Raw genomic sequence first — 13,954 nt, forward strand, 5'->3', positions numbered from 1 at the left:
TCAGTAGCTTTATGTCCAAAAAAATGACTGCTCCCGCGACATTCGAGGAAGCGATGGCCGAGCTGGCGCAGCTCGTGACCCAGATGGAGGCCGGCCAGCTGCCGCTGGAGGCATCGGTGGCCGCATACGCGCGCGGTTCCGAGCTGGTGAAATTCTGCGCCAGCCAACTGGAGAAAGTGGAAGCGCAGGTGAAAGTACTGGAAGGGGAAATGCTCAAGCCTTTCGCCGAGAATGGCGAGGCCGAACAATGACGGCAACTTTCCAGGACTGGATGAAATCCATCCAGGCGGACGTCGAACGTGACCTTTCCGCCTACCTGCCCGCTGCCGATGCGATTCCCGCCAAGCTGCACGATGCGATGCGCTATGCGGTGCTGGACGGCGGCAAGCGTGTGCGTCCGCTGCTGGTGCATGCGGCCGGCGTCCTGTTCGGCGCCGATGCGCAAGCCCTGAGCCGTGCCGGCGCTGCCGTCGAAATGATCCACGCCTACTCGCTGGTGCACGACGACATGCCCTGCATGGACGACGATGAACTGCGCCGCGGCAAGCCGACCGTGCATAAGGCGTATGATGAAGCGACTGCGCTGCTGGTCGGCGATGCGCTGCAGTCGCAGGCGTTCACCGTGCTGGCCGAATGCGATACGGTTCCGGGGCAACGCCAGGTGGCGATGCTGAAATTGCTGGCGTTCGCGTCAGGTTCGCTGGGCATGTGCGGCGGCCAGGCGATCGACCTCGATAGCGTGGGGCTGAGCCTGACGCTGGAGCAGCTGGAACAGATGCACCGCCTGAAGACGGGGGCGCTGCTGCGCGCTTCGGTAGTACTGGGCGCACTGGCCGGCAAGGATCTGTCGGAAACTGAATTGAAGGCGCTGGACGATTACTCCCGCGCCATCGGCCTGGCCTTCCAGGTGGTCGACGATATCCTCGACGCCACCGAAGACTCGGCTACCCTGGGCAAGACCGCAGGCAAGGATGCAGCGGACAACAAACCGACCTATGTGTCGATCCTCGGCCTCGAGCCCTCGGTCGCACTGGCTGAAAAACTGCGGCAGGACGCGCACGCCGCGCTCGCGCCGTTCGGAGAACAAGCTCTGCGCCTGCGCGAAATCGCAGACCTGATCGTGCGGAGGAAGGCATAAATGAACCTGCTCGAAACCATCCACAACCCCGCCGACCTGCGCAAGCTGTCGCGCAGCCAGCTGATTCCGCTGGCTGATGAACTGCGTGCATTCCTGCTCGATTCCGTGTCCAAGACCGGCGGTCACCTGTCGTCCAACCTGGGCACGGTGGAGCTGACCGTAGCGCTGCACTATGTGTTCAACACGCCGCACGACCGCATCGTGTGGGACGTGGGCCACCAGACCTATTCGCACAAGATCCTGACCGGCCGCCGCGAGCAGTTCCATACGCTGCGCCAGCGGAACGGCATCTCGGGCTTCCCGCGCCGCGTGGAATCCGAGTACGACACTTTCGGCACCGCCCACTCGTCCACCTCGATCTCGGCTGCACTGGGCATGGCCCAGGGCGCGAAGATCAAGGGCGAGCAGCGTCATGCCATCGCCGTGATCGGCGACGGCTCCATGACCGCGGGCATGGCCTTTGAAGCGCTGAACAACGCCGGCGTGGAAAAGGACTGCAACCTGCTGGTGATCCTGAACGACAACGATATGTCGATCTCGCCGCCGGTGGGGGCGCTGAACCGCTACCTGGCGCGCCTGATGTCCGGCCAGTTCTACGCCGCCGCGAAAAATGTCGCCAAGTCGGCGCTGCCCGGCCCCGTGCTGGAGCTGGCGAAACGCCTGGAAGGCCATGCGAAAGGCATGGTGGTGCCGGCCACGATGTTCGAGGAACTGGGCTTCAACTATATCGGCCCGATCGACGGCCATGATCTCGATTCGCTGATCCCGACGCTGGAAAACATCCGCCAGCTGAAAGGTCCGCAATTCCTGCACGTGGTGACCAAGAAGGGCCAGGGCTACAAGCTGGCCGAGGCGGAACCGATCCTGTATCACGGCACCGGCAAATTCAACCCGGCCGAGGGTATCAAGCCGGCGCTGGCGCCGTCCAAGAAAACCTACACCGAAGTGTTCGGCGACTGGCTGTGCGATATGGCCAAGGCGGACAAGCGTCTGGTCGGCATCACGCCAGCCATGCGCGAAGGCTCCGGCATGGTGCGATTCGAGCAGGAGCATCCTGACCGCTACTTCGACGTGGGCATCGCCGAGCAGCACTCGGTGACCTTTGGCGCGGGCCTGGCCTGCGAAGGCCTGAAGCCTGTCGTTGCGATTTATTCGACCTTCCTGCAGCGCGCCTACGACCAGCTGATTCATGACGTGGCGCTGCAGAACCTGGACGTGACCTTTGCACTGGACCGCGCCGGCATCGTCGGCGCTGACGGTGCAACCCACGCGGGTAACTACGACCTGGCTTACCTGCGCTGCATCCCGAATATGGTGGTGATGGCGCCGTCCGACGAGAACGAGTCGCGCCAGATGCTGACCACGGCTTTCCATTATCCGGGTCCGGCAGCGGTGCGCTATCCGCGCGGTGCGGGCGTGGGCGCGACGATTGCGCAGGAATTGACCTCGCTGCCGATCGGCAAGGGCGAGATTCGCCGCAAGGGCGCGAAGATTGCCATCATGGCGTTTGGCTCGATGGTTACTCCTGCACTGGGCGCCGGCGAGTCGCTGAAAGCCACCGTGGCGAATATGCGCTTCGTGAAGCCGCTGGATGTGGAACTGGTCAAGCAGCTCGCCGCCGAACACGATTTCCTCGTGACGGTGGAAGAGGGCTGTGTGATGGGCGGCGCAGGTGCGGCCGTTGCCGAGGCGCTGGCCGCCGAAGGCATCTCCAAGCCGCTGCTCATCCTCGGCCTGCCGGACAAGTTCATCGACCACGGCGACCCGGCCAAGCTGCTCGCCAGCGTCGGCCTCGACGCGGTCGGCATCGCAGCCTCCATCAAGGCCCGTTTCGGCGACGAACCGCGACTGGTCGTCAACAACGGCTGATCACGCACGGCGGATCAAACGATCCGCCCTACGCCCCGCGGCGGATCATGCAATTACCCCGCGGTACGGTGCACAAATCGACCGGACACACACGGCGGATCAAACGATCCGCACGCCGCTCGGCGGATCAAACGGTTCCCCCCGGCGACACTCGACACAAAACCACCGAGGTGCGTAGGGCGGATCATTGATCCGCCGCTGTCTCCGTCGCCCGCGGCGCGAAACTCAACTCGATCAAGGCCTCGTTCGACCACGAATCATCCCCGACCGGCGGCAAAAACGACCACTTCTGCACCTTCACCTCGCCCTCGCGTCCATTCTCGCGAATCACGGCCGACTGCAGCGGACGTGAAGCGCTGAACCAGAACTGCGCCTTCTTCTGTCCGCACCAGTTCCCGCTGAACATCACGGTGCTGATCGCAGCGCGCAGCATGAAGCCGATCTCGCGCTTGCCGATCGCAGTCAGGACCTGGCACTCCAGCCGTACATCACCCAGGCGGCGCACATTGTCCGGCAAGCCGGGCGTGCGTACCTGCGGCATTCCATCCACCAGCCCCTTCCTGCGATTCAGGATCATGTCCGCGTTCTCGTCCAGCGCGGACTGCAAACGCTGGACAGAGAACGTATCATCGGCCGCCACGGACAGCACGACGGGATCGCCATTGCCCACAATGCGTACCGACAGCGGTTCGCCCCTTTCCAGCGGCGGTTGTCCGCGCTTGGGCCGCAGGCGAAAGCGCAGTTCAGGCGCATTCGGCGCGAGAGCATGGTGCTCCTCGAAAGCGTCCAGCCCCGCCACGATATTGCGGTAGGAGCGCAGTTCGGGATTGCGAACGCCGCTGACTTCCACTGCAGGCGGATCATCCTGCGCCAGCCCCACGCCCGGCGCCGCGAGCAGCAAAGTGATGAGGTAATGTTGGTATTTATGCATCGCCGCAGTGTAACAGGATTGAACATCCTTGCAACAGCCTTCCCTGCTGCCTATATTGGTATAAACAGTTTATACCGGAGGCGGTGTCGTGCGCCTTCTGCCCGTATTGCTATCCATGATGCTAGCCGCCGCGCAAGCCTGCGCGCAGGAGATCGCACCGGTCCCCGACACCGGCCGCTGGCAGGAGCTGCACTACAGCGCTGCCGAAGTGGCCGCGCGCGGCGAAGACCGCTACATTGCGCAAGTGGTCGACCTGGCCGCAGCCGGCAAGCTCGATCGCGACCGCGCCTTGCTGGCGCGCCTGCAGTCCATCAGCGCAGGCCTGGTGGGCGCCGCCGTGACCTTGAAACCCGAGGCGGCGGACTGGCAATGGGAACTGCACCTCAGCAGCGACCCGTCCATCGACGCCACCTGTCTCGCGGGAGGCAAGCTGCTGGTGGGCATCCCCTTCATCAAGCGCCTGCATTTCGACGACGGCGAACTGGCCACGCTGCTGGCCCATGAAATCGCCCACGCCATTGCCGAACACCAGCGCGAGTATTTCTCCGAAGCCCTGCTGGCCACCCGCCGCCCCGAATTGCCGCTGGACGTGCTGCAGGAGCGTCTCGACACCGACCTGCCGCTGCAGATGCGCCTTGCCCGCCTGTCGGCCATCCAGGAGCGCGAGGCCGACCAGCTGGGAATGGTCATCGCCCACCGCGCCGGCTGGCCGCCATCGGCCATGCTGCGCTTCTACCGCAAGCTCGCTACTGACAGCGTGAGCGCGCCGCTGATCGCATCCCACCCCGATGCCGAGGCGCGCATCAGCATGGCCAAGGGCATGCTGCGCCTGTTCGGCAATTAGCTCCCATCGCGCAGCCGCAGGCCGCTCACTACATCGGCCATGGCCTCGTAGCCGGCGTCGCTGGGATGCAGGTGATCGCCGCAGTCGTAGCGCGGCAGCAGGCGCGACGGGTGAGCCGGATCGCGCAGGGCGGCATCGAAGTCGGCGACAGCGTCAAAGGCGCCGCTGTTGCGTATCCACTCGTTCACCTGGCGGCGCACGGCGTCCTTGGCAGGCGTGTAGTGTCCTTCGAACGGCGTGCCGTGCAGCGAGCCCTCGTAAGGCAGCAGCGTGCCGCCGATCACGCGCACGCCTTTCGCATGGGCTCGGGCGATCAGCTGGCGGTAGACCGCAATCAGCTGCTCGGCGGTGGCCGGAGCGTCCTGCGGCGCAAATGCGCTGCCGGGCCAGCCGATGTCGTTGATGCCCATCAGGACCACCACGGCGCTTACGCCCGGCTGATCGAGCACGTCATGCTGGAAGCGGTCGAGCGCTTTTACGCCCATGCGGTCGGACAGCAGGCGCGCGCCGGAAATGCCCGCGTTCGCGACGCCCACGCCTTGCGGCGCCAGCTTGTCGGCCAGGTAGTCGGGCCAGCGGCGGTTGCTGTCGGGTGTGGAGCCGTTGCCGTCCGTGATTGAGTCGCCGAACGCCACGATCGTTCCGCCATCAGTGCCGCCCTCTACTTCGACAGCGCTAAGGAAGGCGCGGCCTTGCAGCGTGGACGCGCCCTCGAAGTGCTCGGCCGCCGTCGCGTTGCCAGCGGCGAAAAGGCCCGTCTGCTGCGCGCCCCAATGGAAAGTCGTCAGCGGCGCGCGTTGCGGCAGCCAGGCCGATATGCTCAGGCGCTGCAGCGGCGGCAGGGCGAAATCGACGGCGTCGCTGGTCGCGGTCGCCCCTGGCGCGACCACAACTTCGCGCCTGCCGCCGAACGTCAGCACGCGGCCGCTCCCGACGCCCGCGACGCGCGCTTCGCCGATGGTCAGCGGCGCGCTGCCGTAGCGGTTGGAGAAGGACACGCGCAGGCGCGTCCCGCCCACGCTGGTGCGCACGACTTCGCGCACGGTCTGCCCGTCCAGCGACGCCGGCACATTGGTCGGCAGCGCAAAATCTGCGCCCCAGGTGGGCTGCGGCGCGGCGTACCACGTGGTCTGCCAGGTGTCCGCGGCGGCTGGCGCTGCAGCGGCGGCGACGGCGGCAAGGGCCGCAGTGGCGATGAGGTGTTTCATGACGGTCTCCCGAAAAAGAAACCCCATGCTCGCCCATTCGATTTATGATGAGTAGACGGCAAATCTGACTACAGCTCATTCCAGAATAGAATGGACACCATCCGCTCCCTTCACTACTTCGTGCGCGCCATCGAGTTGGGCAGCCTGTCCGCCGTCGCGCGTGAGCAGGGCACCACGCAGCCGACGGTCAGCAAGATCGTGGCCGCGCTGGAAGAAGACCTGGGCGTGCGTCTGCTCGAACGCAGCACCGCCAGCCTGGCGCCGACCGTGCAAGGACGTAGATTCTACGAGCGCGCCAAAGGCATCCTGGAAGAATACGAAGAAGCCGTCGCCGACGTGAAAGGCGATACGGCCGGCGCCACAGGCCTGCTGCGCGTGAACGCCCCGGTGGCGCTGGGCCAGTTCCGCCTGAATCCCATCGTCCAGGAATTCCTGAGCCAATACCCCGGGATGGAAATCGAACTTGTGCTGAACGACCGCATGGCCGACCTGGTGGAAGAGGGCGTGGATGTGGCCCTGCGCCTCGGCAGCGAGTTGCCGCCCAACGTTATCGCACGCCGCGTGGCCGTTTCGCCGCGCTACCTGGTGGCGGCGCCGGCATACCTGCATGCCCACGGCACGCCGAAACAGCCGGAAGACCTCGCGCAGCACGAATACATCCGCTTCGCCTGGCTGAGCACCGGCGACGACGTCACGCTGCATGACCGGGAGCGCACAGTCACGGTGCGCACGCACGGCCGCTTCCGCGTCAACAACGCACTGGCGATCCGCGACACCCTGGCCGCCGGCGCAGGCATCGGCCTGTGCCCGGCGTGGCTGGTGGACGACCTGCTCAAGGCGCGCAAGCTGCGCCACGTGCTGCGCCCATGGCAGGGCGAAGGGCAGGAAGTGCACCTGCTGTATCCGACGCGCCGCTACCAGCCCTTGCGCGCCAGATTATTCATGGACTTCGTCCAGCAGCGCCTGGCCGCGCTGCCGGGTTTTGAACAGCCGGAAATTTAACCGCGCTTGCGGTCGTGGCGCCACAGCACGTCGCTGCCGCCGGCGAAGCGGTTCAGCACACGCGCCAGCACGAACATCAGGTCGGACAGGCGGTTCACGTACTGGCGTGGATGCTCGTGGATGGTCTCGGCCTTGCCCAGCGTGACGATGGCGCGTTCCGCGCGGCGGCACACGGTGCGGCATACGTGGGCAACGGACGCCGCGCGCGAGCCGGCCGGCAGGATGAACTCCGTCAGCGCCGGCAGCGTGGCGTTGTACTTCTCCAGCATCGCATCCAGGCGCTCCACGTGTTCGTCCTTGATCATCTGGTAGCCGGGGATGCACAGCTCCCCGCCCAGGTCGAACAGGTCGTGCTGGATCATCACCAGCTCTTCGCGCATCTCGTCCGGCATGTCCTCGCACAGCAGCAGGCCGATTTGCGAATTCAGCTCATCCACGTCGCCCATGGCGTGCACGCGCACGCTGTCCTTGTCCACGCGGCTGCCGTCGCCCAGGCCGGTGGTACCCTTGTCGCCGGTGCGGGTGGCGATTTTCGAAAGTCGATTACCCATGGTAAAAATCCTCTGGTCAGATGACAGCGAGGATACGACAAATTACCAGTGGTTGGGCGGGGATTTCGCCGGTGCGGCGTGGTTTGGTCATACAATCTGCTCTGAACAAGGCTCCAGATCAAGAATTACCATGACATCAGCTTCCATCGAGCCTGCTTTCAGCGCTGAACGCCAGCGCTCCGTGGCCGCCGCCCTGAACGCGGCGCTGCCCGCCGGCTGCGTGCTGTCCGCGCTGGAGGACACCCGGCCTTACGAATGCGACGGCCTGTCCGCTTACCGCCAGCCGCCCATGGTGGTCGTGCTGCCGCAGGACGAAGCGCAGGTCCTCGCCGTCCTGAAAGTCTGCCGCGAGATGCAGGTGCCCATCGTGCCGCGCGGCGCGGGCACCGGCCTTTCCGGCGGCGCCACTGCCCATCGCCGACGGCGTGGTGCTCTCCACCGCGCGCATGAACCGCATCGTGCGGCTGGACGCGGCCTCGCGCACCGCCGTCGTGCAGCCGGGCGTGCGCAACCTCGCCATTTCCGAGGCCGCCGCTGCGGACGGGCTGTATTACGCGCCCGATCCCTCGTCCCAGATTGCCTGCACCATCGGCGGCAATGTCGCCGAAAACTCGGGCGGCGTGCACTGCCTGAAGTACGGCCTGACCGTCCACAATGTGCTGCGCGTGCGCATGGCGACGATCGAAGGCGATATCGTGGAACTGGGCAGCGAGGCGCTGGATGCGCCGGGCCTGGACCTGCTGGCGGCCTTCATCGGTTCCGAGGGCATGCTGGGCATCGTCACCGAAGTCACAGTAAAGCTGGTGCCCAAGCCTGCCGTGGCGCGCGTGATCATGGCGTCCTTCGATGACGTGGTTACGGGCGGCAATGCGGTCGCGGCGGTGATCGCGGCCGGCATCATCCCGGCGGGGCTGGAAATGATGGACCAGACTTCCTCGCGCATGGTCGAGCCTTTCGTGAAGGCGGGCTACGACACGGACGCCGCGGCCATCCTGTTGTGCGAGGCGGACGGCACGCCCGAGGAGGTGGAAGAGGAGATTGCACGCATGTCCGCCGTGCTGGCGGAAGCCGGCGCGAGCAAGATCCAGGTGTCCACCTCCGAGGCGGAGCGCCTGAAATTCTGGTCCGGCCGCAAGAATGCCTTCCCGGCGGCGGGCCGCATCTCGCCCGACTACTACTGCATGGACGGCACCATCCCGCGCAAGCACCTGGCGCGTGTGCTGATCGGCATTGCGGAAATGGAGCGCAAGCACGGCCTGCGCTGCGCCAACGTGTTCCATGCGGGCGACGGCAACCTGCATCCGCTGATCCTGTTCGATGCCAACCAGCCGGACGAGTTGCAGCGCGCGGGAAGCCTTTGGCGCCGAGATCCTGTCGCTGTGCGTGGAAGTGGGCGGCACGATCACGGGTGAGCATGGCGTGGGCATCGAGAAGATCGATTCGATGTGCGTGCAATTCGCGCCGTCCGAGCTGGAAGCTTTCTTCAGCGTGAAGCGTGCCTTTGATCCGCCCGGGCTGCTGAATCCCAACAAGGCAATTCCAACGCTGAACCGCTGCGCGGAATTCGGCAAGATGCACGTGAGCGCCGGCCGCCTGCCGCATGCGGGTTTGCCGCGATTCTGATGGATATCTGATGCAAGAGATTGTTGAACAATTCCGCGAGCAGGTGAGGGCGGCGTCCGCGGCGCGCGCGCCGCTGCGCATTCGCGGCGGCGGCACCAAGGACTGGTATGGCCAGGCGCTGCACGGTTCCGTGATTTGACACGCGTGCGTACGCGGGCGTGGTCGATTATGAGCCGACGGAGCTGGTGATTACGGTGCGCTGCGGGACCTTGCTGTCCGAGGTCGAGGCGCTGCTGGCACAGCACCGGCAGATGCTGGCGTTTGAGCCGCCGCGCTTTGGCGCTTCCTCGACTATCGGAGGCGTGGTGGCTTCCGGTTTGTCCGGTCCGCGCCGCGCCAGCGCTGGGGCGGTGCGCGATTTCGTGCTGGGCGCGCAGTTGATGGATGGCCGCGGCGAGCTGCTGAATTTTGGCGGCCAGGTCATGAAGAATGTCGCCGGCTATGACGTTTCGCGCCTGTTGTGCGGCTCGCTCGGCACTTTGGGGCTGATCACCGAGGTGTCGCTCAAGGTGCTGCCGGTGCCGTTCCGCGAGGAGACGATCCGCTTCGAGATGGACGAGATTACGGCCCTGTCGCGCATGAATGCGTGGGCGGGGCAGCCCTTGCCTGTTTCGGCCACTTGCTGGGGGGATGGGGTGCTGACCGTGCGCTTGTCGGGCGCGGATGCTGCGGTTCGCGCGGCCTTGCTGAAGCTGGGCGGCGAGCAGATGGGCGATGGCGCGCGCTTCTGGGCGGCCTTGCGCGACCAGACGGACTCGTTCTTCGGCGGCCACGCGGCGGGTGCGCTGTGGCGGCTGTCCGTGCCGTCGACGGCGAGCGCGATCATCCTGCGCGGCGAGCAACTGATCGAGTGGGGCGGCGCCCAGCGCTGGCTGCACACGCCCGCCAGCGCTGACGCCAATGCGGACGCTGCAACCATCCGCCGCACCGTCGCAGCAGCCGGCGGCCATGCCACGCTGTACCGTCGCGTGGCTGGCTCGACGCCGGGCGGCGTGGCGGTATCCACCCGCTGGCGCCGGCGGTGGCGCGCATCAATGAGCGGCTGAAGGCGGGTTTCGACCCGTCCGGAATTTTCAACACTGGCCGCATGTACTAAGGCTATGCAAACCAATCTGGCTGATTTCATCAAGAACACGCGCGAGGGCGACGAGGCGGAAGCGATTCTGCGCGCCTGCGTGCATTGCGGCTTCTGCACCGCCACCTGTCCGACGTACCAGTTGCTGGGCGACGAACTGGATGGCCCGCGCGGACGTATTTACCTGATCAAGCAAGTGCTGGAAGGCGCGCCGGTCACGCAGAAAACCCAGCTGCACCTGGACCGCTGCCTGACCTGCCGCAATTGCGAATCGACCTGTCCATCGGGCGTGCAGTACGGCCGCCTGGCCGACATCGGCCGCAAGGTGGTGGAAGAGCGCGTGCAGCGCCCGTTGGCAGACCGCGTCAAGCGCTACGTGCTGAAGGAAGCGCTGCCGCGCAAATGGCTGTTCACGCCCGCCCTGCGCGTAGGACAGGTATTCAAGCCGCTGCTGTCCAGGGATCTGCAGGACAAGCTGCCGCCGATGCGCAGCGCCGGCGAGTGGCCGACGCGCCAACACGCGCGCAAGATGCTGGTGCTGGACGGCTGCGTGCAGCCTGCGATGGCGCCTAATATCAATGCCTCCACCGCGCGTGTGCTCGACGCGCTGGGCGTGCAGCTGCTCGTGGCGCCGAAAGCCGGCTGCTGCGGCGCGCTGCGCTTCCACATGAACGACCAGGACGGCGGCCTGGATGATATGCGCCGCAATATCGATGCATGGTGGCCCTACGTGAGCGGCGAGGGCGCAACGCCGCCGGTCGAAGCGATCGTCATGACCGCTTCAGGCTGCGGCGTCACGGTCAAGGAATACGGCCACCTGCTGGCGCACGACCCCTCATATGCGGAAAAGGCGGCGCGCATCTCGGCCCTCACGCGCGACCTGAGTGAAGTGCTGCCCGAGTTCACCGACGAAATCGCGCGGCGCGCGGAGGGGGCGGCGCGCGGAGGGGCGGCGCGATGCGGCGCAGGAGCCCGTGGCATGGCACCCGCCCTGCACCCTGCAGCACGGCCAGCAGATCCGCGGCAAGGTCGAAGGACTGCTGCGCGCGATCGGCGTGGAGGTAAAGCTGTGCGCCGATTCACACCTGTGCTGTGGGTCGGCCGGTACCTACTCGATGCTGCAGCCCGAGCTCTCGCGCCAGCTGCGCGACCGCAAGCTGGAAAACCTGAAGGCGACGGGCGCCAGCCGCATCGTGTCGGCCAATATCGGCTGCCTGACGCATCTGCAATCCGGCACCGACACGCCGGTGGAACACTGGATCGAGCTGGTCGAGCGCGCGCTCACGCCGTAGCGGCGGCATCGCGCCACGCAGCGGGCGCCGCGTAGGACGCGGCCCAGGCGGCAACATCCTCCGGCGGCATGGGGCGGGCGATGCCATAGCCCTGTGCGTAGCGGCAGCCCAGCTGCAGCAGCGCCACGCCATGCTCCACGGTTTCCACGCCCTCGGCGATGGCCGTGCGGCCGAAGGCCTGGGCCAGGCTGACGACCGCGCACACGAGGTGGCGGTCGTCGGCATCGGACAACATATTGCGCACGAAGCTCTGGTCTATCTTCAGCGTCTCGGCCGGCAGGCGCTTCAGGTAGGACATGGACGCGTAGCCCGTGCCGAAATCGTCCAGCGCAAAGCGGATGCCCAAAGCCTGGCAGTCGCGCATGATGGCGCGCACATGCTCCACGTCGTGCAGGGCCGAAGATTCAAGTACTTCCAGCTCGAGCAGCTGCGGCGGCGCATCCGGGAATTCAGCCAGGATGGCCTGCAGCCGCGCCGTGAAATCCGGACGCTGGAAATGGCGCGCCGCGATATTCACGCTGACACTCCATGTGTGGCCGGCGGCGCGCCAGGCGGACAGCTGGCGCAGCGCTTCGCGCAGCACCCACTCGCCGATGTCCGCAATCAGGTCCGTGTGCTCCACATAGGGCAGGAATTCCAGCGGCGGCACGATGCCGCGCTGCGGATGGCGCCAGCGCAGCAACGCCTCCATGCCGGTCACCCGGCCCGCGCGCATGTCCACCTTCGGCTGGTAATGCAGGCACAGCTCGTTCTTCTGCAAGGCGGCGCGTACTTCGGCGCGGCGATTGTGGTGGGTGCGCACCTGCTCATCGTGGCCGGCGTCGAAGAAGTGCACCTTGCCCTGGCCCTGCAGCTTGGCCTGGTACAGCGCCTGGTCGGCGCGGCGCAGCAGGCCGTCCGCGCTGATGTCGCCGCCCGCAAAGAGCGCCACGCCGGCGCAGGCGGATAACTCCACGGTCTTTCCGCCGCACTGGCAGGGCCGCTGCAGCGCCGCCAGCACCCCGCGCAGGGCTTCTTCCGCCGCGCGCTGGTCCTGCAACTCCGGCAGCAGCATCACGAATTCATCACCGCCCAGCCGCGCCACGTAGTGACGCTGACCGCTATAGTCGTGCAGCCGGCTCGCGGCCTGCTTCAGCACCTCGTCGCCCAGCGCCTGCCCACCCTGCGCATTGATGCGGCCGAAGTCATCGAGGTCGAACAGGCACACAGCCAGCAGCGCGCCGCTGCTGCGCGCCGCCGAGATTTCATGCTCGAAGCGCGCCGCCAGCGCCGTGCGGTTGGGCAGGCCGGTCAGCACATCGTGCTGGCTTTGCCATGAAATGCGCTGCATCAGGTGCAGGTTCTCGCTCACGTCGCGGAACACCAGCACGGCGCCGCGCACCTCGCCATCCTCGCGGATCGGCGCCGCCGTGTATTCGACGTCGCGCAGGTCGCCGTCGCGCCGGCGCAGCGTCTGCCCGCCCATCTTGCGCACATGGCCGCCGTGGCAGGCCGCCTTCACTGCGCGCTGCAGCAACTGCGGGCCGAAGTTGTTGGACATCTCGAACACCGCATGCAGCGGCTGGCCGCGCGCTTCCTCCTCGCTCAGCCCCGCCAGGCGTTCGGCGGCCGGGTTCATGGATTCGATGCATCCGGATGGCCCCGTGGTGGCGACCGCGTCGCCGATCGAAGCCAGTGTGACGGCAATGCGCTCCTTCTGGCCTTTCAGGGTAATGAGCAGCTGCTGCACGCGGGCCGCCATGCCGTTGAAGGTGCGCGCCATCGCCCGCGCTTCCATGCTGCCGCGCACCGGCAGGCGCACATCCAGCTGGCCGTCCTGGAAGGCATTGGTGGCCGCGCCCAGGCGGCGCAGCATGCGGTGGTTGGCCCAGATCAGCAGGCCTAGCAGCAGGTAGATCAGGGAGACGTTCATGGCCGTCAGCGCGGCCTGCTGGCGCAGCGCGTGCCACACGTGGTTGAGCGGCAGGTCGGGGCGGAACCAGAGCAGCAGGGTGCTGCTGCCGCCTGCCTCATGACGCAGGGCGAAGGGTTCGATGCCGGCCAGGCGGCGCAGCCATTCCGGATAATCCTTGGCGGGCGCCGTGTTCGATGCCTGGGCCAGCACGTGCCCGGCCGCGTCGGTCCACTGTGCGTATTCCAGGTCTTCGTTCATGTGCAGGGATTGCGCCAGCAGGCGCCCGGCGGCGGCGCGGTCGCCGCGGGCGGCAATCGGTTCGATCAGCACGGCCAGCGCGGCCGCCGTTTGCCGCGCATCCTGCTCGAAGCTGGCGCGCGCATTGTCCGACTCGGCGCCCAGCATCAGCGAATAGCGCACGCACACCACCACTGCGATCAGCAGGAAGATGGGTATGAAGAGGCGCGAATACGTCCCCATTCGCAGCCAGTTTGTGAGCAGTCGTCGGAGCACAAGAATTTAGACAG

Annotated in this window: 9 protein-coding genes and 3 pseudogenes; 8 read left to right on the forward strand and 4 right to left on the reverse strand. The window is 66.4% G+C overall.

Annotation, left to right across the window (positions count from 1 at the left end; all coding sequences use genetic code 11):
* The first annotated feature begins 11 nt into the window (after positions 1 to 11).
* Genes ACHMW6_RS04055 through dxs form a run of 3 tightly spaced genes read left to right on the forward strand, consistent with a single transcriptional unit; the run spans position 12 to position 3,007 of the window.
* Entirely contained in the window at positions 12 to 251 is a 240-nt protein-coding gene (locus ACHMW6_RS04055; protein ID WP_395405772.1) for an exodeoxyribonuclease VII small subunit, read from the forward strand.
* On the forward strand, positions 248 to 1,138 hold the full coding sequence (locus ACHMW6_RS04060; protein WP_395405774.1) for a polyprenyl synthetase family protein: 891 nt from the start codon (positions 248 to 250) through the stop codon (positions 1,136 to 1,138). Before ACHMW6_RS04055 ends, ACHMW6_RS04060 begins: the two co-directional genes overlap by 4 nt.
* Positions 1,139 to 3,007 (forward strand): 1-deoxy-D-xylulose-5-phosphate synthase, encoded by a 1,869-nt coding sequence (gene dxs, locus ACHMW6_RS04065; protein WP_395405776.1) that lies wholly within the window; start codon positions 1,139 to 1,141, stop codon positions 3,005 to 3,007.
* A gap of 184 nt (positions 3,008 to 3,191) precedes the next feature.
* Here the strand turns inward: dxs and ACHMW6_RS04070 are convergent, their stop codons facing one another.
* Entirely contained in the window at positions 3,192 to 3,938 is a 747-nt protein-coding gene (locus ACHMW6_RS04070) for a hypothetical protein (protein ID WP_395405778.1), read from the reverse strand.
* A gap of 88 nt (positions 3,939 to 4,026) precedes the next feature.
* On the opposite strand from ACHMW6_RS04070, the gene ACHMW6_RS04075 reads away from it, so the two are divergent.
* The gene (locus tag ACHMW6_RS04075) at positions 4,027 to 4,782 is read left to right on the forward strand and encodes a M48 family metalloprotease (RefSeq protein ID WP_395405780.1); all 756 of its coding nucleotides are present in this window, start codon (positions 4,027 to 4,029) and stop codon (positions 4,780 to 4,782) included.
* Here the strand turns inward: ACHMW6_RS04075 and ACHMW6_RS04080 are convergent.
* Complete coding sequence (locus tag ACHMW6_RS04080) at positions 4,779 to 5,990, reverse strand: SGNH/GDSL hydrolase family protein (RefSeq protein WP_395405782.1); 1,212 nt, start codon at positions 5,988 to 5,990, stop codon at positions 4,779 to 4,781. The genes ACHMW6_RS04075 and ACHMW6_RS04080 overlap by 4 nt on opposite strands.
* 90 nt (positions 5,991 to 6,080) lie before the next feature.
* On the opposite strand from ACHMW6_RS04080, the gene ACHMW6_RS04085 reads away from it, so the two are divergent.
* A complete protein-coding gene (locus tag ACHMW6_RS04085) occupies positions 6,081 to 6,992 on the forward strand; it encodes a LysR substrate-binding domain-containing protein (RefSeq protein ID WP_395405784.1) in 912 nt (303 codons plus the stop codon).
* On the opposite strand, the gene ACHMW6_RS04090 is transcribed toward ACHMW6_RS04085, so the two are convergent.
* Positions 6,989 to 7,543: a cob(I)yrinic acid a,c-diamide adenosyltransferase gene (locus ACHMW6_RS04090; protein ID WP_395405786.1), complete on the reverse strand. Its 555-nt coding sequence runs from the start codon at positions 7,541 to 7,543 to the stop codon at positions 6,989 to 6,991. The two genes, ACHMW6_RS04085 and ACHMW6_RS04090, sit on opposite strands and share 4 nt — an antisense overlap.
* Before the next feature lie 130 nt (positions 7,544 to 7,673).
* Between ACHMW6_RS04090 and ACHMW6_RS04095 the strand changes: the two are divergent.
* The 3 pseudogenes from ACHMW6_RS04095 to glcF all read left to right on the forward strand — a co-directional run bounded on the left by ACHMW6_RS04095 (position 7,674) and on the right by glcF (position 11,533).
* Positions 7,674 to 9,166 (forward strand): annotated as a pseudogene (locus tag ACHMW6_RS04095) (FAD-linked oxidase C-terminal domain-containing protein).
* Between the two features lie 10 nt (positions 9,167 to 9,176).
* Positions 9,177 to 10,262, forward strand: a pseudogene (gene glcE / locus ACHMW6_RS04100) (glycolate oxidase subunit GlcE).
* A 4-nt stretch (positions 10,263 to 10,266) separates the two neighbouring features.
* Positions 10,267 to 11,533: pseudogene (glcF, locus tag ACHMW6_RS04105) on the forward strand (glycolate oxidase subunit GlcF).
* Here the strand turns inward: glcF and ACHMW6_RS04110 are convergent.
* On the reverse strand, positions 11,523 to 13,907 hold the full coding sequence (locus tag ACHMW6_RS04110; protein WP_395405788.1) for a putative bifunctional diguanylate cyclase/phosphodiesterase: 2,385 nt from the start codon (positions 13,905 to 13,907) through the stop codon (positions 11,523 to 11,525). The pseudogene glcF and the gene ACHMW6_RS04110 sit on opposite strands and share 11 nt — an antisense overlap.
* Positions 13,908 to 13,954: the final 47 nt, after the last annotated feature.

This window comes from Pseudoduganella sp. UC29_106 (genome assembly GCF_044055365.1).
Lineage (GTDB): Bacteria > Pseudomonadota > Gammaproteobacteria > Burkholderiales > Burkholderiaceae_D > Rugamonas.